General features: G+C 62.9%; 26 protein-coding genes. 10 read left to right on the top strand and 16 right to left on the bottom strand.

The genetic code is table 11. The features are described from left to right. The first annotated feature begins 9 nt into the window (after positions 1 to 9). The 3 genes from Q4G24_RS14760 to Q4G24_RS14750 are packed head-to-tail and all read left to right on the top strand — an operon-like array spanning position 10 to position 4,223. Positions 10 to 1,284 carry a PHB depolymerase family esterase gene (locus tag Q4G24_RS14760; RefSeq protein ID WP_303367308.1) on the top strand — a complete coding sequence of 425 codons (1,275 nt, stop codon included), beginning with the start codon at positions 10 to 12 and terminating at the stop codon, positions 1,282 to 1,284. After that, a complete protein-coding gene (locus Q4G24_RS14755) occupies positions 1,266 to 2,945 on the top strand; it encodes an NAD-dependent malic enzyme (protein WP_303367307.1) in 1,680 nt (559 codons plus the stop codon). Before Q4G24_RS14760 ends, Q4G24_RS14755 begins: the two co-directional genes overlap by 19 nt. 48 nt (positions 2,946 to 2,993) lie before the next feature. Continuing rightward, positions 2,994 to 4,223 (top strand): threonine/serine exporter family protein, encoded by a 1,230-nt coding sequence (locus Q4G24_RS14750; RefSeq protein WP_303367306.1) that lies wholly within the window; start codon positions 2,994 to 2,996, stop codon positions 4,221 to 4,223. Positions 4,224 to 4,227: 4 nt separating this feature from the next. Here the strand turns inward: Q4G24_RS14750 and Q4G24_RS14745 are convergent, their stop codons facing one another. Further along, positions 4,228 to 5,412, bottom strand: a complete 1,185-nt coding sequence (locus Q4G24_RS14745; protein ID WP_303367305.1) for a cupin domain-containing protein — start codon at positions 5,410 to 5,412, stop codon at positions 4,228 to 4,230. Positions 5,413 to 5,613: 201 nt separating this feature from the next. Here Q4G24_RS14745 and Q4G24_RS14740 point away from each other — a divergent pair, with 201 nt between their 5' ends. From Q4G24_RS14740 to Q4G24_RS14730, 3 genes are all read left to right on the top strand, one after another. Further along, positions 5,614 to 6,111 (top strand): VIT1/CCC1 transporter family protein, encoded by a 498-nt coding sequence (locus tag Q4G24_RS14740; RefSeq protein ID WP_303367304.1) that lies wholly within the window; start codon positions 5,614 to 5,616, stop codon positions 6,109 to 6,111. Positions 6,112 to 6,149: 38 nt separating this feature from the next. Further along, positions 6,150 to 7,112 (top strand): nucleotidyl transferase AbiEii/AbiGii toxin family protein, encoded by a 963-nt coding sequence (locus tag Q4G24_RS14735; RefSeq protein ID WP_303367303.1) that lies wholly within the window; start codon positions 6,150 to 6,152, stop codon positions 7,110 to 7,112. 150 nt (positions 7,113 to 7,262) lie between these two features. After that, complete coding sequence (locus Q4G24_RS14730) at positions 7,263 to 8,204, top strand: hypothetical protein (protein WP_303367302.1); 942 nt, start codon at positions 7,263 to 7,265, stop codon at positions 8,202 to 8,204. 30 nt (positions 8,205 to 8,234) lie between these two features. Here Q4G24_RS14730 and Q4G24_RS14725 read toward each other — a convergent pair whose 3' ends face one another. Next, positions 8,235 to 10,361 (bottom strand): glycosyltransferase, encoded by a 2,127-nt coding sequence (locus Q4G24_RS14725; RefSeq protein ID WP_303367301.1) that lies wholly within the window; start codon positions 10,359 to 10,361, stop codon positions 8,235 to 8,237. A 498-nt stretch (positions 10,362 to 10,859) separates the two neighbouring features. Between Q4G24_RS14725 and Q4G24_RS14720 the strand changes: the two genes are divergently transcribed. Genes Q4G24_RS14720 through Q4G24_RS14710 form a run of 3 tightly spaced genes read left to right on the top strand, consistent with a single transcriptional unit; the run spans position 10,860 to position 13,547 of the window. After that, positions 10,860 to 11,828, top strand: a complete 969-nt coding sequence (locus tag Q4G24_RS14720; protein ID WP_303367300.1) for an NAD-dependent epimerase/dehydratase family protein — start codon at positions 10,860 to 10,862, stop codon at positions 11,826 to 11,828. Between the two features lie 58 nt (positions 11,829 to 11,886). After that, positions 11,887 to 12,534 (top strand): sulfotransferase family 2 domain-containing protein, encoded by a 648-nt coding sequence (locus Q4G24_RS14715; protein WP_303367299.1) that lies wholly within the window; start codon positions 11,887 to 11,889, stop codon positions 12,532 to 12,534. Next, positions 12,531 to 13,547 (top strand): hypothetical protein, encoded by a 1,017-nt coding sequence (locus Q4G24_RS14710; protein WP_303367298.1) that lies wholly within the window; start codon positions 12,531 to 12,533, stop codon positions 13,545 to 13,547. Before Q4G24_RS14715 ends, Q4G24_RS14710 begins: the two co-directional genes overlap by 4 nt. A 15-nt stretch (positions 13,548 to 13,562) precedes the next feature. Here Q4G24_RS14710 and Q4G24_RS14705 read toward each other — a convergent pair whose 3' ends face one another. The 7 genes from Q4G24_RS14705 to Q4G24_RS14675 all read right to left on the bottom strand — a co-directional run bounded on the left by Q4G24_RS14705 (position 13,563) and on the right by Q4G24_RS14675 (position 20,623). Next, the gene (locus Q4G24_RS14705) at positions 13,563 to 14,279 is read right to left on the bottom strand and encodes a glycosyltransferase (RefSeq protein WP_303367297.1); all 717 of its coding nucleotides are present in this window, start codon (positions 14,277 to 14,279) and stop codon (positions 13,563 to 13,565) included. Next, complete coding sequence (locus Q4G24_RS14700) at positions 14,276 to 16,327, bottom strand: glycosyltransferase family 4 protein (protein WP_303367296.1); 2,052 nt, start codon at positions 16,325 to 16,327, stop codon at positions 14,276 to 14,278. The genes Q4G24_RS14705 and Q4G24_RS14700 overlap by 4 nt, the downstream gene beginning before the upstream one ends. A 553-nt stretch (positions 16,328 to 16,880) precedes the next feature. Continuing rightward, positions 16,881 to 17,114 carry a hypothetical protein gene (locus tag Q4G24_RS14695; RefSeq protein ID WP_303367295.1) on the bottom strand — a complete coding sequence of 78 codons (234 nt, stop codon included), beginning with the start codon at positions 17,112 to 17,114 and terminating at the stop codon, positions 16,881 to 16,883. Between the two features lie 563 nt (positions 17,115 to 17,677). Further along, positions 17,678 to 19,024, bottom strand: coding sequence for a HAMP domain-containing sensor histidine kinase (locus tag Q4G24_RS14690; protein ID WP_303367294.1), 1,347 nt, complete (start codon positions 19,022 to 19,024; stop codon positions 17,678 to 17,680). After that, positions 19,021 to 19,692, bottom strand: coding sequence for a response regulator transcription factor (locus tag Q4G24_RS14685; RefSeq protein WP_303367293.1), 672 nt, complete (start codon positions 19,690 to 19,692; stop codon positions 19,021 to 19,023). The genes Q4G24_RS14690 and Q4G24_RS14685 overlap by 4 nt, the downstream gene beginning before the upstream one ends. Before the next feature lie 54 nt (positions 19,693 to 19,746). Further along, positions 19,747 to 20,292, bottom strand: coding sequence for a PepSY domain-containing protein (locus Q4G24_RS14680; protein ID WP_303367292.1), 546 nt, complete (start codon positions 20,290 to 20,292; stop codon positions 19,747 to 19,749). Positions 20,293 to 20,419: 127 nt separating this feature from the next. Next, positions 20,420 to 20,623 (bottom strand): hypothetical protein, encoded by a 204-nt coding sequence (locus Q4G24_RS14675; protein WP_303367291.1) that lies wholly within the window; start codon positions 20,621 to 20,623, stop codon positions 20,420 to 20,422. A 159-nt stretch (positions 20,624 to 20,782) separates the two neighbouring features. Between Q4G24_RS14675 and Q4G24_RS14670 the strand changes: the two genes are divergently transcribed. Then, entirely contained in the window at positions 20,783 to 21,547 is a 765-nt protein-coding gene (locus Q4G24_RS14670) for a phosphatase PAP2 family protein (RefSeq protein WP_303367290.1), read from the top strand. Here Q4G24_RS14670 and Q4G24_RS14665 read toward each other — a convergent pair. The 7 genes from Q4G24_RS14665 to Q4G24_RS14635 form a co-directional block, all read right to left on the bottom strand. Continuing rightward, positions 21,450 to 21,842 carry a putative quinol monooxygenase gene (locus Q4G24_RS14665; protein ID WP_303367289.1) on the bottom strand — a complete coding sequence of 131 codons (393 nt, stop codon included), beginning with the start codon at positions 21,840 to 21,842 and terminating at the stop codon, positions 21,450 to 21,452. The two genes, Q4G24_RS14670 and Q4G24_RS14665, sit on opposite strands and share 98 nt — an antisense overlap. Beyond that, complete coding sequence (locus Q4G24_RS14660; protein ID WP_303367288.1) at positions 21,839 to 22,870, bottom strand: amidohydrolase family protein; 1,032 nt, start codon at positions 22,868 to 22,870, stop codon at positions 21,839 to 21,841. The genes Q4G24_RS14665 and Q4G24_RS14660 overlap by 4 nt, the downstream gene beginning before the upstream one ends. A gap of 9 nt (positions 22,871 to 22,879) precedes the next feature. Next, positions 22,880 to 23,941 (bottom strand): alpha/beta hydrolase, encoded by a 1,062-nt coding sequence (locus Q4G24_RS14655; protein WP_303367287.1) that lies wholly within the window; start codon positions 23,939 to 23,941, stop codon positions 22,880 to 22,882. 45 nt (positions 23,942 to 23,986) lie between these two features. Further along, a complete protein-coding gene (locus Q4G24_RS14650) occupies positions 23,987 to 24,679 on the bottom strand; it encodes a type 1 glutamine amidotransferase domain-containing protein (protein ID WP_303367286.1) in 693 nt (230 codons plus the stop codon). A gap of 11 nt (positions 24,680 to 24,690) precedes the next feature. Then, positions 24,691 to 24,984, bottom strand: coding sequence for a YciI family protein (locus Q4G24_RS14645; RefSeq protein WP_303367285.1), 294 nt, complete (start codon positions 24,982 to 24,984; stop codon positions 24,691 to 24,693). Between the two features lie 73 nt (positions 24,985 to 25,057). Continuing rightward, positions 25,058 to 25,351, bottom strand: coding sequence for a hypothetical protein (locus tag Q4G24_RS14640; RefSeq protein ID WP_303367284.1), 294 nt, complete (start codon positions 25,349 to 25,351; stop codon positions 25,058 to 25,060). 9 nt (positions 25,352 to 25,360) lie between these two features. After that, on the bottom strand, positions 25,361 to 25,804 hold a 444-nt coding region (locus Q4G24_RS14635; protein ID WP_303367283.1), incomplete at its 5' end, for an SDR family oxidoreductase.

The following is a 25,804-nucleotide window of genomic DNA, read 5'->3' as shown; positions in this document are numbered from 1 at the left end:
GTGGTTTCGATGACGACACGCAGACAGTTTATCCTTGGGGTGACATCGCTCGGCGTGTTGTCTGTCATTGCCGCGCCCTCATTCGGGGCGACGCAGAGCCCGCAATCAGCGACCGCCGTCACACGGGTTTATGGCGACGGGCAGCGCTTTGTCGCGGTGGCGATCACCTATCCTTCGGCGGTTAGCACCGCCGATCTGGCGGGCGCATCCTTTGCCGTGGCAGGCCGCACCGTGACCGAGGTTTACCCGGCCAGTTCAACCGATCCCGACGACCGCGCCGATAGCGGTCCGGTGGTGATCGTCGCGCTGTCGGAGACCGACACCGATGCCAGCCTTGCCGTGACGCCGATGCAGGCCGGTCCGGGTGGTCAGGGCGGGCGACCGGACTGGAACGTGGGTGACCGCAATATCAGCGATACGATCTGGGCCACGCCGCAGGCCACGGTTTATGCCCCGGACAGGATCGAAACCGATGCGGTCCGCAACCTGATCGTGGATGAGTTCCAGCAACATGTCTGGAACGACCCCGAAACCGGCGACACGCTGCCCTATAACCTGTTTGTCCCGGCGGATTACGACCCGGCGAAAACCTACCCTCTGGTCAATTTCATGCATGACGCGGGCGCGTGCAGCGATGATCCGCTGTTCACGCTGAAACAGGGACTTGGTGCGATTTCTTGGGCCAGCCCCGAGGATCAGGCCGCCCGTCCGGCCTTTGTGCTGGCCCCGCAATTCGCCGAGATTGTGGCGGGCGACAATAACACCACCTCGTCGATGCTGGACACGGTCATCAATCTGATCAAGCACCTGACAACCGAATACAGCATCGACCCGGCGCGGCTTTATACAACCGGGCAATCGGGCGGCGGGATGCTGTCGATTGCGATGAACATCAAATACCCCGATTTCTTTGCCGCCTCCTTTCTGGTCGCCTGTCAATGGGGCGCTGATCTGGTCGCGCCGATGGCCGGGCAGAAGCTGTTCATTCTGGTCAGTCAGGACGATTCCATCGCCTTTCCCGGCCAGAACGCCATTACCGCCGCGCTGGAGGCCGCCGGTGCCGATATCGCCCGCGCCGTCTGGGATGGGCGGTGGAGCGCCGATCAGTTCCAGTTCGCCTTTGACGATCTGATCTCTGAGGGCGCGCGGATCAACTATGTCAGCTTTGCCGAAGGCACCGTCATTCCCCCGGGCGAAAGCACCGAAGGCGCGGCGGGCCACCGCAATACCTGGCGCATCGCCTATACCATCGCGCCGATCCGCGAATGGATCCTGCGCACCTGAGCAACCAGCACCGAAAGGATTGCATTATGACCAAACGTCCCGAGATCATCACCGACCCGCTGACGAATAAAGGCACGGCCTTTTCCCATGAAGAACGCGCGAAACTGGGCCTGACCGGGCGTCTGCCCGCCGGTGTGGAGACGCTGGACCAGCAGGCCGCGCGGGCCTATGCGCAGCTGTCCGGTTTCGAGACCGATCTGGAAAAATACATCTATCTGGACCAGCTGCATGACCGCAACGAGGTGCTCTATTACCGCGTTATCCTCGATCATCTGTCGGAAATGCTGCCCATCGTCTATGATCCGACCATCGGCGAGGCGATCAAGAAATGGAGCCGCGATTACCGCCAGTCCCGCGCCGTTTACCTGTCCATCGACCGGCCCGAGGATGTGAAGGCGTCGTTCGAGACGCTGGGCCTTGGCCCGGATGACGTGGATCTGATCGTGGTCTCGGACGCGCAGGAGATTCTGGGCATCGGCGATTGGGGCGTGAATGGCACCGATATTTCGGTGGGCAAGCTGGCGGTCTATACGGCGGCGGCGGGGATCGACCCGGCGCGGGTGATTGCGGTCAATCTCGATGTCGGGACGGATAATGAGCAATTGCTGAACGACCCGGCCTATCTGGGCAATCGCCATGCGCGGATTACCGGCAAGCGGTATGACGACCTGATCGACCTTTACCTGAAAACCGCCTCCGAGATGTTTCCCAAGGCGCTGCTGCATTTCGAGGATTTCGGGCCCTCGAATGCTCGCCGCATTCTGGTGAACAACCGCGACAAATACCGGATCTTCAACGACGATATGCAGGGGACCGGGGCCATCGTGATTTCCTCGGTCGTCTCGGGGCTGAAGGTCACGAAACAGAACTTCGCCGATCAGCGGCTGGTGGTTTACGGCGCAGGCACGGCGGGCACCGGCATGGCCGACCAGATCCACGCCGCGATGATGCGCGACGGGCTGTCGGCGGAAGAGGCGAAAGCGCGGGTCTGGCTGATCGACATCAACGGTCTGGTCACCGACGATATGAAAGACCTGCCCGATTATCAGCAGGCTTATGCCCGCCCGGCGTCCGAGGTCGCGGACTGGACCCGCCATGACGGCAAGATCGGCCTGCAAACCGTGGTCGAGCAGGTGAAACCAACGATCCTGATCGGCACCTCGACCGACCACAACGCCTTCACCGAGGGCGTTATCAAGGCGATGGCGGCGGGCGTTGATCGCCCGATCATCCTGCCCCTGTCGAACCCGACCGAGAAAATCGAGGCGATGCCCGCCGACATCATCCCCTGGACCGAGGGCCGCGCCCTGATCGCCACCGGCATTCCGATCGACCCGATCACCTATAACGGCACTACCTATCATATCGGGCAGGCGAATAACGCGCTGCTTTATCCGGGGCTTGGCCTTGGCGTGGTGGTCTCGGGCGCGACCCATGTGACCGACGGGATGCTGCTGGCGGCGGCCGAGGCGGTGGCCAGTCAGGTCGATCCGACCGGGGCGGGCGCTTCGCTGCTGCCGGATGTGTCGAACCTGCGGGCGTCAAGCGCAACGGTGGCGGTTGCGGTGGCGAAACAGGCGGTCAGGGACGGGGTGGCGAAGCCCAAGGACAACCTCGTGCAGGCGGTTCAGGACGCCATGTGGCAGCCGGTCTATAAATAACGACACCACCGGCGCGGGGCGACTCGCGCCGGTTATGCAGGGGGCGGCATGGAACAGGCGGACAAGGCCGATCTGATGCGGGCCGTTGGCCTGTTGCACGCCCATGGCCAAAGCACGGCCAAGACGCTGGAGACCGGCGCGCGGCTGGCCGGGCATTTCGGGCTTGATCTGGTGCTGATGCCCGGATGGGACGGGATTGCGGTGCAGGCGAGAAATGGCGCGCTGTATATGGCACCGGGCAAGCCCGATGCCGTGAACATGGCCCGCGTTGCCGCCGTGAACGCGGCCTGTGACGATCTGATCGCGGGCCACCTGCCGCGCGGTGATTTCCGCGCCGTGCTGGATCGCGCCGCAAACCTGCCGCCGTCCAGCGATCTGACCTTTGCCGGGGCGGCGGCGCTTGGCGCGGTGGCGCTGGCGGTGATCTTTGGCGGAGACGTCCCCGCCTCGATGCTGCTGATCGCGCTGGCGGCCGGGCTGGGCGGGTTGCTGCGCCGCCGGATGGGGGCGCTTGGCGCAAGCGGCATCTGGCAGGCTTTCGCGGCGGCGCTGCTGGCCGGGCTGTTCGGCGCCTTGGCGGATCACCTGCACCTGACCTCGGCGCAAAGGCTGGTGGCGGTCTGCCCCTGCATGGTGCTGGTGCCGGGGCCGCATCTGCTAAATGGCTGTTTCGACGTGATCGCCGGGCGGGTGCAGCTTGGGCTGGCGCGGCTGGGCTTTGCCGTGGCGGTGCTGGCCGGGATCTCGGTGGGCGTGGTCGCGGGGCTGCTGCTGGGCGGCAGCTCACTTCCGCCGGCCGAGCCCATCGGCTCGGCCCCGCTTCTGTGGGACATCCCGGCGGCGGCCGCGGCGGCGCTGGCCTATAGCGTGTTCTTCTCCGCCCCGCCGCGCATGTTCCTGGCCCCGATGCTGGTCGGCGCCGCCGCCCATGCGGCGCGCTGGCTGGCGATGCACGAGGCGGCGATGCCGATGGCGCTGGCCTCGGGTCTGGCCTGCCTGATCGTCGGCGCGGTGCTGGCACCCCTGTCGCTGTGGCGCAACCTGCCCTTCGCGGCGGCGGGCTTTGCCGCCGTGGTGGCGCTGGTGCCCGGCCTCTTCGCCTTTCGCGCGATGAGCGCAATGGTCCTCCTGACCACCGCCGACGCAGACGCACGGGCCGGGCTGGCGGGCATCATCGCCGCCGATCTGGCGACGATCACGATAACCATGGTGACGATGGCAACCGGGCTGATCCTGCCCCTTGCCTTGACGCGGTTCTGGGCGAAAGGCAGGGTGTAAGCCCCTATTTCAGCAACGGATTGTCGCCCGTGGGGATCTTGCGGATTTCCTCGGGCGAAAGGCCGGTATGCGCCGCGACCACCTGTTCTGGCAGCGCCCGCAGCCATTTGTTCAGCGACACGTCCTGAAATTCCGGCGCGACGAACATTTCAAGGAAAACAAGGTCTTCGTCGCCGGTGTTTTCGATGTAATGGCCCGCATTGGTCTGCACGAAGCCCACATCATTGGCGTTGAAATCCATCGTCCGCGCGGCTTCCTGACCGGGAAAAACGGTCATCCGCGCCTGACCCTTGATCCAGTATTGCCATTCATTCGCATTCGGGTGCCAGTGCAACTCCCGGATACAGCCCGGTTTCACCGTCACGATGGCCGAGGCGATCTTGCTTGAGGCCGGGAAATTGCGTGAATCGATGATCTTGACATGCCCCGCCTCGCTTTCGCGGGTCGGCTTCATCGTGCTGGCCTTGAAGGTGAAGGACATTTTCGGGGTGCCCGCATTCGCCGCAACCTCGGCCCGGTCCTCATTCAGCGTATTGGTCGGCTCGTCGCTGGGGAAGATATAGAGCGGTTCTTCCTTGGGCAGTTTGGCGATGGAATCGGCCCCCAGACGGAAGTTCTGTTCAAGGATTTCCGGCGGTGTGTGTTTCAGCCAGTCGGACAGCAACAGCGTGCTTTCCTCGGAAAAATCGCCTTGGTTAAAGACCAGCAGGAATTCGCAACCCTCATCGCCAAGCGCCTGAATGGAATGCGGAAAGCCTGCCGGAAACAGCCACAGATCGCCCGCATCCACATCATCGACGAACATCTCGCCCGCCGGCGTGAACACCGTGATCCGCGCCCGGCCCGCCAGCATGATCGCCCATTCATCGGCCCGGTGCCAATGGAGTTCGCGAAACGCCCCCTTGGTCAGCCGCATATTGACCCCCGCCAGATCGGTCGAGGTCGGGATTTCGCGCTGCGTGACCTGATGGGTCCAGCCCCCTTCCTGCACCCGGCGATGGGCCAGATCGAAGGAATACCAGAACGGATCGACCACGCCGTGATCGGTCGGCGGCGGGCAGTCCGAATTGGGGTTCATCCGCATCAGCCCGGCATTTTTCGGGCCGGGATTGCTGAAGGAATCGTTGCGTTCGGCGTCATAGGTTTCCTGCGCGAGTTTTCCGTAGCGATTGGGGTGGTCGATGGGCATGGTAATGCCTCCTGATGCCGTGATGTCGAAAAAGCATAGCACAAAAAGCGTTTGATGATGTTATTCAGATAACAGAAAAAACTATAAAAACCTGCTACAATGCGTCGCCAGTTCTGCAAATGCGCTTCTGCGGGCGGGCTGATCTTGAGAAAAGATATAGCCACAGGTAGCGCCCGCCTTGATCCCGGACCGGAGATTCTGATGTCTGATGAAACCGACGACGCCCGCAGGAACCTTGTCCTGCAAAAGATCCAGCCGGGGCTTCTGGGGCTGATGGATGGGTCCGTGTCCACCCTTGCGCCGATCTTTGCGGCGGCGGGTTTGGCCGGGCATCCGATGACTGCCTTTTATGTCGGGCTGGCCGCGTCGCTGGGTGCGGGTGTCAGCATGGGTCTGGCCGAGGCGCTGTCCGATGATGGTAGCGTGACCGGGCGCGGCGGCCCGGTGCAACGCGGCGCCATCACCGGCTTTGCCACGGCGCTGGGCGGGATGCTGCACACGCTGCCCTTCCTGCTGCCGGATATGCAGGCTGCGCTTCGGCTGGCATATGCGGTGGTGGTGATCGAACTGATCGTGATTGCCTATGTCCGCTGGCGCTTCATGGGCGGACGGCTGGCCAGCACCATCCTGCAAGTGGTCGTGGGTGGGGCGATTGTCTTTGGCATCGGCGTGGGGCTGGGCAGGCTCGGCGCGGGATAGGTTGTTTTTCCTTATGCTGCCCGGCACGACGGGCGATATTGCGCGTTGTTGCCGATCGCTCAGGACGTCCGCTGCATCTTCTCGAAAAGGATATCTGGGTCGTCTGGGCGCTGCAAACTCTTTTCGGCTCTCCGCTCGGCGAACATCTCGTGTTCAAGGGTGGAACCTCGCTTTCGAAGGCCTATGGTGTCATCCAGCGTTTCTCCGAGGATGTTGACCTGACCTATGATATTCGCAGACTGGTGCCCGATCTGGCCGGTGATGGCGAGGCGGCCCTGCCGAAGACTCGCAGTGAAGAGAAGCGCTGGTCTGCAGCGGTCCGCGAACGCCTGCCGGAATGGGTGGCCAGGGATGTTCGACCTTTGATTGCCGAAGCGATGACGAGGGATGGTGTGCCGGGGGCGATCCTGATTGAGGGTGACAAGCTGTTCATCAATTACGAGCCGACCGGGCGGGGATCGGGCTATGTGTCACCCTCTGTGATGCTGGAATTCGGGGCTCGCTCCACCGGCGAGCCGGCAAGTCCTCGGGACGTTGCCTGTGACGCTGCCAGCTTTGTCGAAGGCGTAACTTTTCCAACAGCCCGACCACGGGTCATGCATGCCGAGCGGACACTCTGGGAGAAGGCCACCGCTGCGCATGTCTTCTGCCTTCAGGCTCGCCTGCGCGGTGATCGCTTTGACCGGCACTGCTATGACCTGGCCAAGCTTGATGAAGCAGGTCTCGCCGATGCCACGCTGGCTGATCGCGGCCTGGCGCAGGCGGTCGCCGCGCACAAGCAGATGTTCTTTCCCGAGAGGGCCGCCGATCGGTCGGTGATCGACTACCATGCGGCTGTCGCAGGGCAGATGCGGCTTATTCCCAAAGGCGATGCCTTGGTGATGCTCGGCGATGACTGCCGGCGCATGACCGAGGACGGGCTTCTGCTCGCAAATGCGCCGCCCTTTGGGACTATCATCGAGCGGTGCCACAGTATCCAGACTTGGGCTAACCAGGGATAGCCTGAATGGCGTTCGGATCGACGGCCCTGCCTGGCATTGACAGATTGAGCGGGAAGGGGACAGCCATTATGAGATCACAGCCCAGGTTCGAGCGGGTATCAAATGTAGTAAATACAGGTTAGAAGAGTAAATACCATCTTAGAGTTAACCATGACCCACCTTATCGTTCATATCGGCGCACACAAGACCGCGACCACTGCACTGCAAACCTTGCTGACCGACTCGGGAGCGCTGCTGGCGCGGGCGAATATCGTCTATCCTCGTGTCAACTGGTGTAATATTGCGCAGCATCGGCTGGCCTTCGCACTGAAGAACATGCGCGATCCGGTCCGCGGTGACATCCCCGACGCCGGAACCGAGATCGACGAGCTGAACGCGGTGCTGGCGAAAAATCCCGGCAAATCCGTGCTGGTGTCCAGTGAGGAGCTGTTTACCCTGCGGCCCGAGGCGTTGGCCCAGCTGAGGTCGCGGCTGCGGGCTGACTGGGTACGGATCATTGCCTGCGTGCGCCGCCCCGATGAGATGCTGCTGTCGATCTATAATCAGAAGGCCAAGTCGCCGAATAACCGTTTCACCATGCCGCTGCGGTTCTTTCTGGACAAGCCGCGCCAGATCGACCCCGACATCGCCTATGGTCAGCAACTGGGCAAATGGGCGGATCACTTTGGCGAGAACGCGCTGACGGTCTTTACCTATGAACAGGGACCACCGGTGCAGACGTTCCTTGCGCTGCTGGGGATCGAGGCGCCGCACGTGCCGGGACGCGGTGAAAACCGTAGCGTTCCGGCGCCGGTGGTGGAACTAATGCGCATCGCCAAGGCGCATGATTTCCCGGCGCATCTGCAACAGAAGCTGTATCATCTGGCGGTGCAGCGGTTTACTAACGCACCCAAGCTGACGCTGACCCAAGCCGAACGGCTGAGTCTGTTCCGTATTCTGAAGGATGAATACAGCGAGATTTTTGCGCGGCTTGGACGCGAAAATCCCTATCCGCCCAGCCTTGTCGAAGATTTGCCAGATACGAACGGCGCAGCGCCCCCCCCGCCGCTGACCTTCCGCGATATGCTGTCGTTGATTCAGGCGCTGATGTAGCGTGGGCGCGTTTGGCCACAGGGGGCCATCCTAACCCGCCTTGCCGGTGATCTGGCGGAACAGACGCAGCAGCGTTGGCGCGGTACGGTCGGGCAGGATATGGCCGTTCGGTGCGGCGGCAACTGTATCGCCTTGCGCGCCCAGATCGAAGGACATCACCGGCAGGCCGGTCGCTAGCATTTCGTGCGTGGCAAAGGAAAACGTCTCGGGGACGATCGAGGGCATCAACCATGCCTGCACCCGATGCTGGCGGATCAAACCCGGCAGATCTTCGGGGTGATAGCGGCCGGTCACAGTTACCGAGGCGGGTAGCGGGAACGATAGGTCAAATTCGCCGATCACAACCAGACGGGGCGCGTCAGGTAGTTTCTGGAATGCGGCCGCGACCTGCGATAGATACAGCGCGCCCTTATAGGCGCCGATGGCGCCCAGCACCGCAATGGTGCCAGGAGTGTCGTCCAGCCAGTCCGGGTCGGCAATCGCCAGACCTTGCGTGTCGGTCTGGTGGCCGCGCACGACCAGCGTGTCACCCAGCGCGGGCCAGACCTGTCGGATGATCCGCGCGCTGCTGTTGGAAAACACCCGAACCTCGTTGGCGGCTAGGATCAGGCGGCCCCATTCGGCCTGCCAGTCGGCCAACGTGACCTTACGGCCCGCAGCGTCTATCCCCTGATGGGCAGAATCGTAGCTGTCAAGCGCGGGGACGCCGTGAAAGATGCCGTCGGCATCGACCAGCGTATAGGAGGGGCTGACCGGCCAATAATCATGAACCAGCACCTCGATCCGGCCCTCTGGTCCGGCTAGATCGCGGATCAGGCCCGGAATCTCGATGCCGTAGGGGTCGCCTACGCCGCAGGAATAGATCAGGCGATTCCCCGCTACAGGCGCCAGCAGGCGGCGCAGAACGGCAGTGTCGTTGACCGCGACGCGGCTAACGCTGCCCTTGGTGTGCAGTTCTACCAGATAGCGGGTGGCGTTGCCTAGGCGGATCACCACTGCGGCAGGCAGGGTGCTGTCCAGATCGGCGGCCAGCGTGCCACGCAGCCAGCTTTCCGCGCCGCCGCCCATGGAATGCGCGACATAGACCGGCAGTCGTGCGCCTTGATCGGTCGCCATGCCCGCCGCCCAATCCAGCGCCAGCGCTATGCGATGCCCGCGTAGCGGGTCTGCGGCGATATAGTCCTGCACGTCTTGGTCGAATGCCGGATAGCGGGTTGAAATCAGCCGTCCATTCGCCCGGATCAAGGCCATCTTGGCTTCGCTGCCGAAGGATTGCCCGCCGCGATGTTCGACGAACAGATTGCCGATCCCGACATGGCGCAGTCCGTGGTCACGCAAGATGCGCTGGCACCAGTCAACTTCTTCGCCATAGCCTTTGCCGAATACGGTATCGAACTGCCCGACCGTCGCTAGGGCGCGTCCCGACATCGCCATGCAGAAGCCGACACCCGTCGGGGCCGGGGCGGTCAGCGCGTCCGACAGGCCGCGGGCTGTGCGGTCCAGCCGGTCGGCCAGCCCGTTGGGAATGCCCGAGGACAGGCCGATGACCGGCAGGCTGAAGATGGTGGCGTCGTTCGACATGGGTGTCACGCTGGCAATACCAGGATCAGCTAGAATGGGTGCAACGATCCGGCTGGCCCAGCCTTCGGGGACCAGCGCGTCGCTGTTCAGCAGGACTAGCGGCCGATCCTTGGGCGCGACCTGAAAGGCGCGGTTGACTGAGCCGATGAAGCCAAGGTTCTGTTCGTTTTCCAGCAAGGTCACATGGTCGCTGCGGGTCGCAGTCCAGTCACGCAGCCATGACCTCACCCGGTTGTCGGGTGAACAATCCTCGACCGCGATCAGGTGCCAAGGCAGGTCGGTATACGCTTCAATCCGGTGAAGCGATTCCTGCAACAACTCGAACGCGTTATAGACGGGCAGGACGACCGTGATCGCGGTGTCAGGCGGCACCGGAGGTAGGACGCGGCGGGTGAACAGGCTGTTGTCCAGCAATGTCGGGGCGGATGGCGCGGAGGCCAACCCCAGCTGCTGCCGCAGCGTGTCGCGGTCAATGTTGCGCCTGCGCAGCAGGTTTATGGCCACCGCCGGACCTTGTGTCACGGCAGTGCGGACGATCCGGCCCAGCACCCGCAACTGCCAGTGCGCGTGTTGCATTCGGCCGGGCACTGGCAAAGGCTGTCGCGTGCCATCCGGGCAGATCACCGTCACCGGCTCGCCGGCCCACGTCACCTCAAGATTGAAGCCTGGCAGAACCGGTACGCTGTGGTTGCCACTTGTAGTACCTGCCTCAGTTACGTCAGGCCGCCTGAGCCTGCGGCGCAAGGGTTGGCAATTTTGGCCAACCTCTAACGTCAACTCGTTGTCGCCGTACCAGCCCGCTAAATAAAGACGGCCAAGACGATAGGTCAAAGCATCAATATAACCCACGGATTTGCCTCCGCATCCAGTCAGGACGACCCCTGAAAATTGGATGATGGGAGTATTCTGCCAGACCTTCCTATAAAGCCGTAGAGCAATGGAACACATAGCATTTTCACATTCTTGTGCATTACTTCTAAAGATGCAATACAAAGCAAAACTCACGGGGATACAAGGCCAGAGAGTGCAGCTGTACAGAAAAACTCTAGGCTTCTAGGGCGGAAAGAGAACGTGATGCAAGCAATGGGTTCTAATCTGTCGCAGGTGGCGGCGCAGGGAAAGACCGCACTAGTTACCGGTGGTGGTGGGTTCATTGGCCAAGCTCTGTTGCCGCAGCTGGTGCAAGACGGCTGGCAAGTTCGCAATCTAGACTTTGTCCCTAGCGCGTTTCAGCATGAGGCCGTGACCCACTGGCAGGGCAGCTTTACCAACAGCGATCTCTTGCATGAAAGCCTGTCGGGGGTGGATTGTATCCTCCATTTGGCCTCAACCCATTTCCCGCAAGAGGCGAACGTCCATCCCGATGCCGACGCCACCAGTGGGGTTCTGGGTGTAATCGCGATGGCTCGGATGGCGCAAGATCGGGGTGTGGGACGCATTGTGTTCGCGTCGTCCGGGGGGACGGTTTACGGGGTGCCGGAAACGGTGCCGATTCCGGAAACCCACCCGACGCGGCCGATCACTGCTTACGGTATTTCCAAGCTGTCGGCTGAACATTACCTGCGGTTCTTCGATCTGGGGCAGGTCAGCACGCTGTCGTTACGCATCGCTAACCCTTATGGTCCCGGTCAGAATATCCGCAAGGCGCAAGGTGCGTTGACGACCTTCTGTCACCACGCGGCCAAGGGTTTGCCGATCGAGATCTGGGGCGACGGATTGGTTGAACGCGATTTCGTTCATGTCGAGGACGTGGCTCGCGCCCTTGCCATGGCCGCCCGCGCTGATGTGCACGGGACCGAGATCAATATCGGATCCGGTCATGGGCTGTCGCTGAACCGCTTGCTGGATCTGATCCGTGCGAACGGGTTCGAGCCGGATGTGACCTATCGGCCGGCTCGTAGTTTTGACGTGCCGCGCAGTGTGCTGTCAATCAAACGTGCCCGTGCACTGCTGGGCTGGACGCCCGAAATCGAGGTAAAAGCGGGCATTGCCAGCATGCTGCGCGCCTTTTCCGAGACCACCGCAGCGCGCCAGGACTTGTGAAACGGTGCTGACTTGGTCACAATCGTGCTTATATTTCGTTCAAGGCTAGGCGTGACAGATGCCGTTCCTGCACATTGCGAGCCAACGGGTTCTTTTCGTTCATATTCCCAAAACCGGCGGAACTTCGGTCACGCGCTGGATGCAGGGGCTGGGGCGGGTGCGCCTGCATAACGACACCAAACCCGAAGGGCTGAAAATCGCGGCCCAGCACCTGACCTGGACAGACATCGACGCGCTGTGGGGCGGCGACGATTTCGACTATGTTTTTGCGGTGGTGCGAAATCCGTTTTCGCGCATGGCCAGCGAATTCGGTATGCGCCAGAAGCTGCGCGCGCAGGGGTTTTTCGGCGGGCAGCTGCATTTTTCGGCGTGGCTGGAACGCGCGATGATCGACGCGCGCAACAATCCGAACCATTTCGACAACCATATGCGGCCGCAATGGCATTTCGTCAGCGACCGGATGCGGATTTTCCGGTTCGAGGACGGGATGGACAATATCCTGCGCCAGATCAGCGCCGATCTGGGCCTGCCGGCGCCCCAGGCCGTGCCGCACGCGCTGTCATCGGTCGGGCCGACGCGCACGCCGTTGGTCTGGGACCGCGCCGACATCCTGCGGATGCGCGATTTCTATCGGCAGGATTTCGAACAGTTCGGCTATGATCTGGAACCGCCGGTCCTCACCCAGCCCGCAGAGGTGGCACATTGACCGATTTGATCCTGCATATCGGCACGGAAAAGACCGGCAGCACCTCGATTCAGCGCGCCCTTGCGGTGTGCCGCGACCGGCTGGCGGCGCAGGGCGTGCTGTATCCGCGGATGATGGACACGCCGAACCACACGGAACTGGCGCTGCTGGGGATGGGCGACCGCCCCGAAGATCCGTTGCAGATGCAGGAACTGGCACGCACCGGGCTGGGCTATGACGCCTATGTGGCCGAGGCGCTGCGGCGGCTGGATGCCGAAATCGCGGCGTCGGGCGCGCAAAAGGTGGTGCTGTCCAACGAACATTGCCACGGGCGGCTGCATGACGAGGGCTTTGTCGCGCGGCTGCATGATCACCTTGCGCCGCGGTTCGGCGCTGTTCAGGTCGTGGTCTATCTGCGCCGTCAGGACCGCATGGCTGTCAGCCATCATTCGACCCGTCTGCGCGAAGGCGGGCAGGGACAGGTGTTCCCCGCCAAGGCGCCCGGTTCGCCGTTTTACGATTATGCGCAGCTGCTGGATTTCTATGCCGAACGGTTTGGCACTGACGCGATTACGGTCCGGCTGTTCGAACGCGACCGCATGGTGGGCGGCGATGTGGTGCCGGATTTCTTCCACACCGCCGCTTTGGGCGCCGCGCCGCCCCACAAGATTGCGGCCAACCCGTCGGTGTCGCGCCAGCAGGGTCGGTTCCTGACCTTGTTCAACGCGCGCTTTCCTTTGGTGGTGAACGGCGCGCTGAACCCTGCGCGGGGGCCGGTGATGGCGGCGATACACAATACGCTGAAGGGACCGCAGGCGCGGCCCTCGCGCGCGCAGGCCGAGGCGTTTCAGCGGCTTTTCGACGATGCCAATGATCGGTTGCGCGCGCGTTATCTGCCCGATCTTGACCGTCCGACGCTGTTTGACGACAGCTTTGACGAATACCCGGAGCAAAGCGACCTTGAGGCGCCGCTGACCGAGGACGAGATGCTGGCCTTTGCCAGCGCGCTGTGGCAGCGCAAGCTGTCGCAGTAACGCGGCTTGCCCGGATTACCGGGCAAGCGCTTCGCGCATTGGCCAGCTGACCCCGTCGGCGGCCTGCACATGCGACATTTGCGACCCGCGGCGGCGGCGGATGAAATACACCGTGTCCGGCACCGGCTTGTGCGGATGACCAGCCGCCAGCGTCACCCGGTTCCAGTGCCAGTCCTCGTGGCCGAACCCCTGATGCAGATTATTGGCCGCGAACGGCAGGCGGCGATAGGTGTCAACCGGCGCGCAGGAAATCGCGGTCCAGTAATTCGACCATTCAAGATACAGCGGATCAAACAGCGCCGATTCCGAATCGACGTGCCACCACAGGTTGCTTTCGATGCCAAAGACCTGATTGACGGCCGGGTGAAAGATGGCGTCCGGGCGCGCCCTGGCTGCGGTCAACGCCTGCGTGAACCAGTTTTCCGACACCAGATCGTCGGCATCCAGAAACGTCGCGGCAAATCCTGCTGCGCGTTCGATGCCGCGATTGCGGGCGCGGCCGGGATCGCCTTCGTCGGTGTCCAGGAATGTCACGCTGGCGCCGTCCATCCGGCCGAACCCGTGGCGCATGATCGCCCGTGTGTCATCGTCGGCGCGGTCCAGCACGACAATCAGTTCCAGCGCCGCGCCGGCGGCCCTTGCATGCACCATTGCGGCCTGCGCGCTGCGGATGGTCGGCCCGGCCAGAATCCCTTCGCGGTGGGCCGTCAGGATCACGCTGAGGTCGGTCATTCTGACACCTTTTGTCCGTCAAGGATCGAATCAAGCTGGCGGCGGTAATGGGTTTGGCTGTGCCGCGAACGGGCCAGATCCAGCAGCGCGCGGCCGCGCCGCTGGCGTTCGCCGGGGGCCTCCAGCATCTCGCGCAGGATGCGGACGTAATCGTCGGTGCCGGCGTCCGGCGGCACCGGCCACCCCGTCTGCGGCGTCACCAGTTCCGGCACGCCGCCGACTGCGCTGGCGACGACCGGCATGCCGCGGGCGGCGATTTCGATCAGGATCGTCGGCAGCCCGTCCCACCCCGAGGTGTAAAGCCAGCCATCGCAATCCGTCAGCGGCAGTTCGTCGATGCTGGTATAGACCCCCATCAGCGACATGTTTGCCGGCAGTTGCGACAGGTCCGGGGGCTGGTCCAGGACGGCCTTGCCCCAGCACAGGAAATCGACCTGCGACATCTGACGCGCGATGTCCTGCACCAGATCGAACCGCTTTTGCCGGTCAAAGCGGCCGGCCCACAGGATTCGCGGCCGCGCCCGGCTGCCGGCACTGGCGACCTGCGCATCGACGACGGCGCTGGCGGCCGCCGGCTCCATCGTCGGGCTGTAGATCGGCTGGATGCGCTGCGCCTGTTCCGGGGCCAGCGCGTGCCGGTCGATCAGCGTCTGCGCGAAATCGGCGTTGTCGATCAGCGCGCAGTCAAGATGCCGCTGCAATGGCGCGAAAAAGTCGATGGCATAGCCGACTTCGGTCCCGTTGGGGCGACGGTCTGCGCAGAAGTAATAGGTGTAAAGCGCGATGAACCGGCGCAGCTGGCTGCCAAACCGCTGAAGCGTTTCATAGGCGGCGCGGCTGTTGACGTTGAACAGGCGCCGTGCGTCAACGTGATGCAGCAAGGCATACATCAACTGCGCGCGCATCGGCATGTCCACCTGCGTCAGCAGATCGGACAGATCCGCTGTGGCCACGTTGTCAGGGAACCAGTCGGGCCGTTCCCAATCGGGTTGCTCGGTCCGCAGCACCAGAATTGTTTCCGACCGCGCCGTCAGCGCCTTGGTCAGAACGCCCGCCACGAAGTCCGAGCCGCCCAGCTTGACGAACGGCACGGCGACGACGTTATGGAACTGCCCTTCGGGCAGCCGCGCGACGCAGGCCTTGAACAGCTGGAACAGGTTGTCGTGCCAGGGAGGCATGAAGGACGGCGTCTTTTCCGAGATCATCCCGATCTGCGGTTCGATCGCGTTGGCGGCGGCGATGGCCTTTTTCAGCCCGTCCGCGCGGAAGGCCTGCATCGCGGCCAGATCGGCGGCTGCGGGGCCGGCCACGGTTTCGGCAAACACCCGGCCAAGGCCGGAACGGGCCGGCGCGCCAGCGACCAGAGGCAGGGCGCCCATTGTGATGTTCGGCAGATATTGCCGGTTTTCACGCAGCCCGTGCAGCAGCCAGTGATCCATCCCCTCGGAAAGTCCCGGATTCAGCAGGTGATAGGCGTGCTTGTCAAAGGCCGGGTTTGGGCTGATTCCAACGGCGCGACCGCGTCGCAGCCAGTCCAGAAACGGTGCGCCGTCGGGTGGTTGCATCTTTAGGCGATTTAATTGCCGCGCGTAATGGTCGGCATCGAACAGCGGTCCGGGCGGTTCGCCCTTGGGCAAGGCGTCGCTCAGATAATGGGCCAGCAGTTCGGTCTGGGTGCTGTCCGTCAGTTCGGGGTGGCGGCGGCGGTAATCCTGCGGTGAAAACATGGCGACGACCAGTTCGGCGGCCTGCAATGGCATCGCCGGGAATGCTTCGGCGTCATAGCCATACGTGCCGATGAAACTGCCGAACGCGTCGGGCAGGAACCCGGTCCACACGGTGCGGCCGCCGGACCCCGGCGTCAGGCTGGTCGAGGGCGGCATGCCGGCCGCAATGTAATGTTCCAACGGGCTGACTGTGCCACCCATCAGGTCGGGAAATTGGAGCAAATAATGCGCCGTCGAAATCATAGCTGAAGGGTTGGCACCCTGCTGCCAACCCACGGTCAGATAGTGGCGCAGCGGGTCGGCACCGCTGCCTTTCAGCAATGGAAGGTGATTTAGGTAATAATCTGTATCAAATAGTAACGCTACACGATCTCTGACAGGCTTCTGTACAAGCAATGCAGCATGCACCAATGGCGGAATCCCTGCCCGAGCGATATCTGGATAAACCTCCAGATAACCACATGATGAAAAACTGGCTGAGGGATTTCGTCCCTCTCTCCAGCCATCATTCAGGTAATGAGATATAGGATCGACCTTTGCTTTGTAAACATCGTTATTATTCCTAAGGTAGAACTCTGTATCAAAAAAAGGCTTTACTAGACTAACCCTTTCATCATGCAAGATAGGTACATCCGAAAGAACTACAGCTTGCATACCACCACACCTTACAAAACCAGCTTTTGTTTAATCAATTCATAAATGCCACAGATGGTCAAGTCTAAGGATTAAGATATAGCTCTATGTATTGCTGTCGAACGCCTTGTTAGCGAGGATCATGCGAAGGTGATGCCGTTGATCAGCGGCACCATGCCGACCGTATCGAAGCGATGCCTCGCCGGTAGCACGAAGCGCAAGAGGCGATCTAACGCATCCGTCAGGGCGAGGATTGGTCGTCCAGCCGTCCTTCGACTTGCCGATGGCCGTCCCCCTTCAAGTCCTGTTTATGCCGGTGGGCCTTGACGATGGTGCCGTAGATCATCGCCATTTCTATTTCGGGTTTGTTTGGCAAGACATTGAGGATACAATCGAGACTCTTGCGGCCGTCCAGTCGCGGGGCCGTCGGAAGACCGAGTTCTGCTTGCCGAGCTAGGCTGGAAAGTTGCGCCACTGTGCGTCCCGGGTGTACGATTCAGAACACGCCTTCCATAAACGAGCCGCTCGTCGCCCTCCGTTCGACCGGGAGCCGATTTTTTGCCTGGAAGCGGCTTGACCCTTGTCCGCTGCTGATCATGTATCAATCAACAGGTATCCAAACCTCTCTTTAGGGAAGCTTGAATCAGAAAACAGTCCAAAGGGAAAACGTGAAATTTAACGGTTCTTCGTGTCCGGCATCCGCGTGGCGCTCTATCTTAATGTCTGATGGCTTCCACTGCCTGCCCCTCGAAATGCCCGCGAAAGTCCTTGCTTTGTTGGCACTAACAATCTAATTTTAGTTAACACAGATTACTCCATAAAGCATGGGTGCAAGTGTCTGGTAACCGTCAATCACACCGGCGCGTCACTCGCAAGCCAGTTAATGGTGCCTTACCCTCAGTGGCGGCGATAGTTCCTCGCCTCGGTTCAGGCTATTTCTAGCGCAATTGTCTCATGTATTCTGCTGCTTATTAGGATTAGACCTGTCCCCGACCTGATACGGGGGCAGGCCCGTTGGATCGCACAGCCCGAAACCTGTCAGCTCGTCGTCCTAGAGGAAAGCTCTCCGCTCGCCTGCGGAAACTCCGCGACGACCCGCAGCCCCGGCGCGTTATCCCGTAGCTCCAGCCGCCCGCCATGCAGTTTCACGATGGCGTCCACCAGTGCCAGCCCCAATCCGTTGCCGGGTGTCGAGCGGGCGCGGTCGAGGCGGTAGAGGCGGCGCAGGACGGCCTCGCGCTCGGCCTCGGGGATGCCGGGGCCGTGGTCGGCGACGCTCAGCACAGGGCCCGCAACATCAAGCGTGACCGGGCCGGGTGGGCTGTGGCGCAGGGCGTTTTCGATCAGATTGGCGATGACCTGCCCCAGCAGGGTGCGGTCGCCACTGATCGTGGTGGGGGCGTGCAGGCGCAGTGCCAGCCGGTGGCCGGTTTCTTCGGCGGCGGGTTCATACAGTTCGGCCATGGTCTCGGCCAGCGCCCCCAGATCGACCGGGGCAAAGCGGGCGCGGGGGCTGCCGACCTCGATCTGGGCGATGCGCAGCAGGGCGTGAAAGGTTTCGACGATGCCGTTCACCTCGGTCGTCGCGCGGTCCAGAATATCCAGATCGGGGGCCTGTTCGCGGGCCTGATCCAGCAGCACGGCCAGCCGCTGGATCGGGGTTTTCAGGTCATGGGCGATGTCCGCCGAAACCTGCCGTAGCGCCGAGACCGAGGCTTCCTGCGCCGCCGCCAGCCGGTCGATCCCGGCGCCCACACGGCTGAGATCATCCGCCGCGCCGGGCAGCGCGGGCAGGCGCGCGGTCAGATCGCCTGCCGTCAGCCGCGACAGAACGCCCTCGATCGCGCGCAGCCTGCGGGCGGAACGCAGCGCCATCACCACCCCGCCGCCAAGTGCCAGAACCAGCGTTGGAAGCAGGGTAAACATCAGCACGCGCAGGAAAATCTCGCGCAATTCGTCAAAGGCTTCGGCATCCTGCCCGACGGTCAGGCGGCCGCCGGCCACCTTCTTGGACAGCAGGATATAGCGGCCCTCGACATCATGGCGGTCGTCGTTCAGCCGCGCTTCGGCCAGCTTGGCATCTGGAACCGCGCCGGGATAATTGCCGACCACGCCCTGCGGGCCATCATAGCGGATCACCAGATGTTCGCCATCGGCCCGCGCGGCGGCGGCGCGGACGGCGGCGCCAATATCCGCCGCCCGGTCCGATGCGGTCAGGTCGCGGATCTGCTGTTCCAGCGCGGTCTCGGTCGCATCCAGCAGCGCCTTGTTCGTCAGCCACCAGGTTGCGGCAAAGGCCGTCAGGCTGATGGCCAGAAACAGCGCCACCAGCCGCAGCGTCAGCCGCATCGGCGTTGTGCGCAGAGTCTCGCGCCAGCGGCTCATGCGTCGATCCTGTAGCCCGCGCCGCGCAGGGTTTTGATCAACTCGCTGCCGAAGGGCTTGTCCACCTTGGCGCGCAGGCGCGAGATATGGCTTTCGACGACATTGGTTTGCGGATCGAAGCTCAGATCCCAGACGGCCTCCAGCAGCATGGTGCGGGTCTGGACGCGGCCCTTGCGGCGGAGCAGACATTCCAGCAAGGCAAACTCACGCGGCAGCAGGTCGATTTCCGTATCGCCGCGCGTCACGCGGCGGCGGATCAGGTCCATGCGCAGATCGCCCGCCGACAGGATCGTGTCATCCTCGCGCATCTGCGGGCGGCGGGCCAAAGCATTGATCCGGGCCGATAATTCACCAAAGGCAAAGGGCTTGACCAGATAATCGTCGCCGCCCGCATTCAGCCCTTCGATCCGGTCATCAACCCCGCCCAGCGCGGTCAGAAAAATCGCAGGCGTCAGGTTTTTCGCCGCCCGCAGCGTGCGGATCAGTGACAGCCCATCCAGATCGGGCAGCATCCGGTCGACGATCAGAACGTCGAAATCATTGGTCTGCGCGGCGATCAGCCCTTCGCGCCCGTTGCGGCACAGATCCGCCACATGGCCTTCCTGACGCAGCCCCGCGACGATGTAATCGCCGGTAGTGAGGTCGTCCTCGATCACCAGAATGCGCATCCTGCCCCCAAAGATGGCCGGCCCCGGTCAGGGGGCCGGCGGTCGTTTTATCCGTCAGTCGTCGTTATCGACAACCGGGGTCATCGTGCCATCAGCCGGGTTCAGAAGAAAGTCCTGAACCGTGCCGTCAGCCTTGACGATCTCGACATCCAGACCAACGAACTGGCCGTTTTCATGCTCGGCCTCGATGGACATGACCTTGCCCGCGCCTTGGGTTTCGGCACGCGTCACCATATCCAGCAGGCTGCCGCCCAGCATGTCGGGGGTCACGGGATTGCGCTTGCCGGACAGGTCGCCCTTGTCCTTGGTTTCGATCACCTGCCCGGTGGTGGCGTCGATCTTGACCTCGGTGCGGGCGGTGCCGGTCACGGTCTTGACCTCCCAGCGGCCCGCGCCGTTCTTTTCGTCGAACTCGGCGCTGATGGCCGTGCCGCCGGTGGCGGTTTCCGCCGCGCGGATCGCCGCAGCGACATCTGTTTGGGCCGATTGGAACAGCGCGATTTCAGCCTGATCCTTGTTGTCCGAGGCGAGGGCCGGGCCGCTCAGAGCGGCAGCGGATACCATGCCAGCGGTCAGAATGGTGAAAATGGTGCGTTTCATGGTCGTTCTCCTTGATATGTCCGACGGTCCTGTGCCGTCTGATGAGATGAAGATGGGACCGGAGGGTGACAGAAAAATCGCGACAAGATTATCTGTGCGTAATGTTCTGCCGCCCGCCGCGCCGGGGTCAGGTCGGGGTGGCCTCGCCTATGGGAGACGCGCTGGCCTCGACCGGCTGTTGCCGTGCCGCGCCAAGTGCCGGCCGCGCGGCCAGCATCACCACCATTCCGATGACCAGCGCGGCCATGGCCGCCATGATGCCCATGCCGATGGCCGCGACGGCCGCCATCTTCAGCAGGGTATTTGCAAGGAATGTTCTGATCCGGGTCATGTCCGTTCTCCTGTTATCCGGTTGTGAACTGAACATGGGGGAGCGGCCTGACAGGGTGATGTTGCAGAGATTACCAATCTGTAATCCTACACCGAAATCGCCGTCATTTTGCGGGGGCCTGTTGCGGTCTTGAACCTGCAACCTTGACGGACATTCCCCATGCCTCCGCATCTTCTGGCCCGCCGTATTCTGGCGGTTTCTTTCATCGGCCTGATCGCTGCATCGGCGCTGTTCACCGCCTTTTCCACGCTGGATTTGCCTGTTAGCGGGTTGTTCGGGTCGGAGGGAGGCTTTCCCGTTGCGACCGTGCCGTTCTGGATCGCGGTGCGCTATGGGTTCATGGTTTCGATCTATGCGGTGCTGGCCTGGCTGATCGTTGCGATGATCCTTGGCCGGTGGTTTCCCCGGCGCGAGGCGCTTGCCGGTGTTTTGGCCTATGTGCTTGGGTCGGGGCTGTTGGTGAATGGGCTGCTGAAGGCGCATTGGGGTCGCGCCCGGCCCCGTGATATTGTCCAGTTCGGCGGTGATCGGCTGTTCATGCCGCCGCTGATCCCCGTTGATCAGTGCAGCTACAATTGCAGCTTTGTGTCGGGCGAGGGCAGCGCAGTCACGACGGCGGCGCTGGTTCTGCTGTTGCTGTTCTGGGGCCGGATAGACCGCCGGGGCAGGGTGATCGCGTCGGTCGTTGCCGTGGCCTATGCCGGGGCCGGATCATGGCTGCGCGTGGCTTTTGGCGGGCATTTCCTCTCCGACATCATTTTCGCGGCGCTGCTGATGGGGGTGCTGGTGCCGGGGATCTGGCTGGTGGTGATGGGCAGGGGCGGGCCTAGTCCATGCCCCATTCAAACGGCTTTGCGCCCAGCATTGCCGGGGTGGTTTCGATCACGCGGCGGGACAGGAACTTGCCGTCCATCGCGGCGATGAAAGCCTGAAAATGCGGCGTGTCGCGGTGCGCCTGATAGGCGGCCTCATCGCGGTAGGTTTCCACGACATACAGCCGGGTCGGGTCACTGGCATCCGCCGCGACAGACATCGACAACACGCCCGGTTCATCGCGGATCGCGTTGCGGATATTGTCCCGGCCCGCCGCCATGAAGGTTTCCATGTCCTCCGGGGCGACGGTGAATTCAAAGATGCGCAGGATCGGGGGCATCGGCGTTTCCTCGGCTTGGGCGGTGAAGGGCAGGGTCAGCAAGGCGGCAAGGATCAGGGCCTTCATGGCGCGATCCCCAGCAGGCGCTCGGTATTGCCATGCGCGATCAGGGCGCGGTCGGTGTCGCTGATCTCCAGCCGATCCAGAAAATCCCGCGCGCCGTTCAGGCTCTGATAGGGATAATCCACGGAATAAAGGATGCGATCCGCGCCCATCACGCTGTGAATAAAGCGGAAATGCGGCTCGGTCAGCATCCCCGAGGGGCTGACATAGACGTGCTGGCGATAGGTTTCGACGATCCCACGCGACAGGCCGGATGCCTCAACCGGGATCGAATCCTCCAGCCGTTGCAGGAAGAACGGCACCATCTCGCCCCAATGACCGCTGATGACGCGCAGGTCGGGCCAACGATCAAACGCGCCGGACAGCAGCAGCCGCAGGGTCAGGACGCCCGCCTCATTATGCCAGCCCCATGCGAACATCGACAGGCGTGCCGTCAGCTCGCGCTCGAACCCGCCGTAATAGGGTTGCTGCACCGCCTGCAAGGGCAGGCCGGGGTGGATGTAAAGCGGCAGTTGCAGCCGGTTCAGCGCCTCCAGCACCGGGGCATAGCGCGGTGCATCCAGAAAATCCGCGCCGGGGCGGCCGTTTATCAGCGTGCCTTTCAGGCCCATGCGGGCAGCGCGGTCCATTTCCTGCGCGGCGGCCTCGGGTGCCTGCCACGGCAGGGTGGCGAAACCGGCGAACCGGGTCGGGTGATCGGCGATGATCGCGGCCAGCCGGTCATTGGCGGCGCGGCACAGATCGACGGCCTGCGCGGGCGGTAAAAGCTGTGGGAAACCGCCATAGGAGAGCACCTGCATGTCAATTCCCGCGCCGTCCATATCGGCAAGCCGCTGCGAGACCGGGGCCAGCCCCAGCCGCGTCGAATCCGCGCTGGCCAGCACATGCGGGCGCGGCGTGTCGACCTGCGCGCCGTCACTCACGCGGATGCCCCAGTCGGGCAGATAGGGGGCCTCGGCCACGGCCAGCGGGCCGCTGGCTTTGCCGATGTCGGGGTCCAGCAGATGTTCCTCGACGCAGATCAGTTTCATGGTGTCACCTTAATTTTGACGCAGGGCGTCATCGAAAAACGCCTGCAACTTGTCCCATGGGATCACATTCACCCCGTCATACAGATCGACATGGCCCGCGCCCTCGATCAGGAACAGCTCTTTCGGTTCGGCTGCGGCCTCATAGGCGGCCTGGCTGAAGCCCAGCGATTCCGCCCTGTCGCCTGCGATCAGCAGGATCGGGCGGGGCGATATATGGCCCAGGTCGTTCATCGGGTAAAAGTTCAGAAACCGCGCATTGCTGGCCAGCGTGGGCCGGGTGATGCTGTCATCCGTCGCGCCTTCGGGGACGACCTTGCCGCGCGGGGTGCGATAGAAATCGTAAAAATCGCGCTGTAATTGCGGGGTGTCGTCGGTGATCTCCAGCACGGTGCCGCCGGTATAGGCCACCGCGCCGCCTGCGGCTTGGGCGTCGCGCTGCGCCGCAGAGGCCTCGATGGCGGCCTGCCAGCCCTCATCGGTGCCGCCCGCGACCAGCATCCGCGTGGCCGCGCCCATGTCCAGCATGCTGGTGGTAGCGATGGCGCGCAGGCGCGGGTCGATCTTGGCCGCCGAGAGCGCAAAGCCGCCGCTGGCGCAGACCCCGATCACGCCGATGCGGGCGGCGTCCACGACATCCTGCGTGGTCAGGTAATCGACGGCGGCGCTGAAAGCCTCGGCATAAGCGTCGGGGGCGACGGTATTGCGCGGCTGCCCCTCGCTTTCGCCCCAATAGGGCAGGTCGATGGCAAGGGTGACATAGCCGCGCTCGGCCATTTTGGTGGCGTAAAGCGTGGCGGCCTGTTCCTTGACCGCGCCCATCGGGTGGCCCACGATCAGCGCGGGCAAGGGGCCCGCCCTATCCTTGGGGCGGATCAGATTGCCCGCGATTTCAAGCCCGAGCTGGCTGGGAAAGCGGACCTTGGTCAGCGTGACCTGATCGCTGGTATAGAAATTGTCAGAGCCGATATTCATGCTGTTCGCCTTTGCCGAAAAGGGGGTGAAGAGCGGCAGGGCAAACGCAGCCCCGGCCAGTTGCAGAACCGTGCGTCGGTCAAGTGGTTGGTTGGTCATCTGCCTCCCTTCGTTGCGGCGCGGGGTAGCCCCCGCGCCCTTTGGTCACGCCAGCAGCGCGTCGCGCAGCACCTCGCCCAGATGGGCGGCGGATTGCGGGTTCTGGCCGGTAATCAGGCGGCCGTCGCGGATCACGTTATCGGACCAGTTCGGGCTGTCCACATGATGCCCGCCCGCAGCCTCCAGCCGGTCGGCCAGCAGGAAGGGGACGACATCGGTGGACTGGACCTCGTCTTCCTCGGCATTGGTGAAGGACGCGAGCCGCTTGCCCGCAACCAGCGGCTTACCATCGGCGTCCAGCGCATTCACCAGCGCCGCCGGGCCGTGGCAGACGGCCGAGACGATGCCGCCCGCCGCGTCGATCTCGCGGATCGCATTCTGGATCGCGGCATTGTCGGGGAAATCCCACATCGTGCCATGCCCGCCCGCGAAAAAGATCGCGGAATAGCGCGACGGATCCACCTGATCCATCGGGATCGTGTGGCTGATCGCGTGGCGGAAATCGGCATCGGCCCAGAAATGCGCGATCACCGGATCGGACATATCCTCCAACCCGTCGAGGGGCGCGTCACCGCCCTTGGGCGAAGCGAACTCGACCTTGATGCCGGCCTTTTGCAGCTTTTCCAGCGGATGCGTGACTTCGGCAAGGTTATAGCCGGTGGGGATGCCGGTCGCGCCCTTGACGTTATTGCTGCTGACGACGAACAGAACGGGTTTCAGATCGGATGCATTGGTCATTTTCTTGATCCTTATGCGCTGGCGAACAACATTTCCCAATTGGTGAACGGACCAACGGGGATGGTGTCAAAGGCGATCAGCCCGGCTTTGGCCAGCGGAAAGCCCGCGACGGCGGCTTCGGCTGCGGCCTGATCGTCAGCGTCCAGCATGATGACGACGCCCAGCACGTCTTGGCGGAAATAGATGTCGCGGAAGGTGCCGTCCTTGTAATTCTGCCAGCCATAGCGGACCTCGGCGTCCAGATAGGGCGCGAACTGGTCCATGCCCGCATCGTTCAGGGGGCGGCTGATGGAAATGAAACGCATGATGTTTTCCTTTGGGTTTGGTTGAGTGTCCGGGTGGCGGCGCGGCGGTGCCGCATCGCCGGGGGATGTCGCGTCAGGGATTTGTGAACAGCATCTCCCAGTTGGTGAATGGGCCGATGGGGATGATCTGGAACGAGATCAGCCCGGCTTTGCTCAGCGGCAGCGCATCGGTGATCTGTCGCGCGGCATCAAGCGTGTCGGCATCCAGCATCAGCACCACACCGGGCAGATCCTGCCGGATATAGGCATCGCGGTAGATGCCGCTGCTGTGGTTCTGCCACGCGGCGCGAACCTCGGCGTCCAGATGCGGCAGGAAATCCTCGGGCCGGGTGCCGTCCTTGGGGCGGCTGATACAGACGAAACGCATGGGTCTGCCTTAGAACTCCTGCCGTGTCGGCCGGATGGTGATTTCGTTGATCGCCACATCGGCGGGTTGCTCGATGGCATAGGCGATGGCGCGGGCTACGCTGTCGGCACCGATTTCATTGGCGGCATAGAAGCCCTGCATCGCGGCGCTGGCGGTCGGGTCGGAGCTGCCCAGCTTCAGCTCGCTGTCGATGGCGCCGGGGTAAAGCGTGGTCACGCGGATATTGTCGCCCGCGACCTCGGCACGCAGCCCTTCGGAAATCGCCTTCACCGCAAACTTCGTCGCGCTGTAAACCGTGCCGACCCCGCCCGAGACCTTCAGCCCCGCGACCGAGGACAGGTTGATGATATGGCCCGATTTCTGCGCCTTCATCCCCGGCAGCACGGCGGCGATGCCATATGACCTGCCCCCCGAAAGATCCCTCACTTTAATGTAGAGTCTGCTCAACCGCGA

Source organism: Paracoccus sp. (in: a-proteobacteria) (assembly GCF_030538695.1).
Lineage (GTDB): Bacteria > Pseudomonadota > Alphaproteobacteria > Rhodobacterales > Rhodobacteraceae > Paracoccus.
This window is presented reverse-complemented; position numbering and strand designations above follow the sequence as displayed.

Excerpts from the sequence above, each read along its gene's own strand:
- Q4G24_RS14760 (WP_303367308.1), top strand. The coding sequence starts at position 10 with ATGACGACACGCAGACAGTTTATCCTTGGGGTGACATCGCTCGGCGTG.
- Q4G24_RS14755 (WP_303367307.1), top strand. The coding sequence starts at position 1,266 with ATGGATCCTGCGCACCTGAGCAACCAGCACCGAAAGGATTGCATTATG.
- Q4G24_RS14750 (WP_303367306.1), top strand. The coding sequence starts at position 2,994 with ATGGAACAGGCGGACAAGGCCGATCTGATGCGGGCCGTTGGCCTGTTG.
- Q4G24_RS14745 (WP_303367305.1), bottom strand. The coding sequence starts at position 5,412 with ATGCCCATCGACCACCCCAATCGCTACGGAAAACTCGCGCAGGAAACC.
- Q4G24_RS14740 (WP_303367304.1), top strand. The coding sequence starts at position 5,614 with ATGTCTGATGAAACCGACGACGCCCGCAGGAACCTTGTCCTGCAAAAG.
- Q4G24_RS14730 (WP_303367302.1), top strand. The coding sequence starts at position 7,263 with ATGACCCACCTTATCGTTCATATCGGCGCACACAAGACCGCGACCACT.
- Q4G24_RS14725 (WP_303367301.1), bottom strand. The coding sequence starts at position 10,361 with ATGCAACACGCGCACTGGCAGTTGCGGGTGCTGGGCCGGATCGTCCGC.
- Q4G24_RS14720 (WP_303367300.1), top strand. The coding sequence starts at position 10,860 with ATGCAAGCAATGGGTTCTAATCTGTCGCAGGTGGCGGCGCAGGGAAAG.
- Q4G24_RS14715 (WP_303367299.1), top strand. The coding sequence starts at position 11,887 with ATGCCGTTCCTGCACATTGCGAGCCAACGGGTTCTTTTCGTTCATATT.
- Q4G24_RS14705 (WP_303367297.1), bottom strand. The coding sequence starts at position 14,279 with ATGACCGACCTCAGCGTGATCCTGACGGCCCACCGCGAAGGGATTCTG.
- Q4G24_RS14690 (WP_303367294.1), bottom strand. The coding sequence starts at position 19,024 with ATGAGCCGCTGGCGCGAGACTCTGCGCACAACGCCGATGCGGCTGACG.
- Q4G24_RS14685 (WP_303367293.1), bottom strand. The coding sequence starts at position 19,692 with ATGCGCATTCTGGTGATCGAGGACGACCTCACTACCGGCGATTACATC.
- Q4G24_RS14680 (WP_303367292.1), bottom strand. The coding sequence starts at position 20,292 with ATGAAACGCACCATTTTCACCATTCTGACCGCTGGCATGGTATCCGCT.
- Q4G24_RS14675 (WP_303367291.1), bottom strand. The coding sequence starts at position 20,623 with ATGACCCGGATCAGAACATTCCTTGCAAATACCCTGCTGAAGATGGCG.
- Q4G24_RS14670 (WP_303367290.1), top strand. The coding sequence starts at position 20,783 with ATGCCTCCGCATCTTCTGGCCCGCCGTATTCTGGCGGTTTCTTTCATC.
- Q4G24_RS14665 (WP_303367289.1), bottom strand. The coding sequence starts at position 21,842 with ATGAAGGCCCTGATCCTTGCCGCCTTGCTGACCCTGCCCTTCACCGCC.
- Q4G24_RS14660 (WP_303367288.1), bottom strand. The coding sequence starts at position 22,870 with ATGAAACTGATCTGCGTCGAGGAACATCTGCTGGACCCCGACATCGGC.
- Q4G24_RS14655 (WP_303367287.1), bottom strand. The coding sequence starts at position 23,941 with ATGACCAACCAACCACTTGACCGACGCACGGTTCTGCAACTGGCCGGG.
- Q4G24_RS14650 (WP_303367286.1), bottom strand. The coding sequence starts at position 24,679 with ATGACCAATGCATCCGATCTGAAACCCGTTCTGTTCGTCGTCAGCAGC.
- Q4G24_RS14645 (WP_303367285.1), bottom strand. The coding sequence starts at position 24,984 with ATGCGTTTCATTTCCATCAGCCGCCCCCTGAACGATGCGGGCATGGAC.
- Q4G24_RS14640 (WP_303367284.1), bottom strand. The coding sequence starts at position 25,351 with ATGCGTTTCGTCTGTATCAGCCGCCCCAAGGACGGCACCCGGCCCGAG.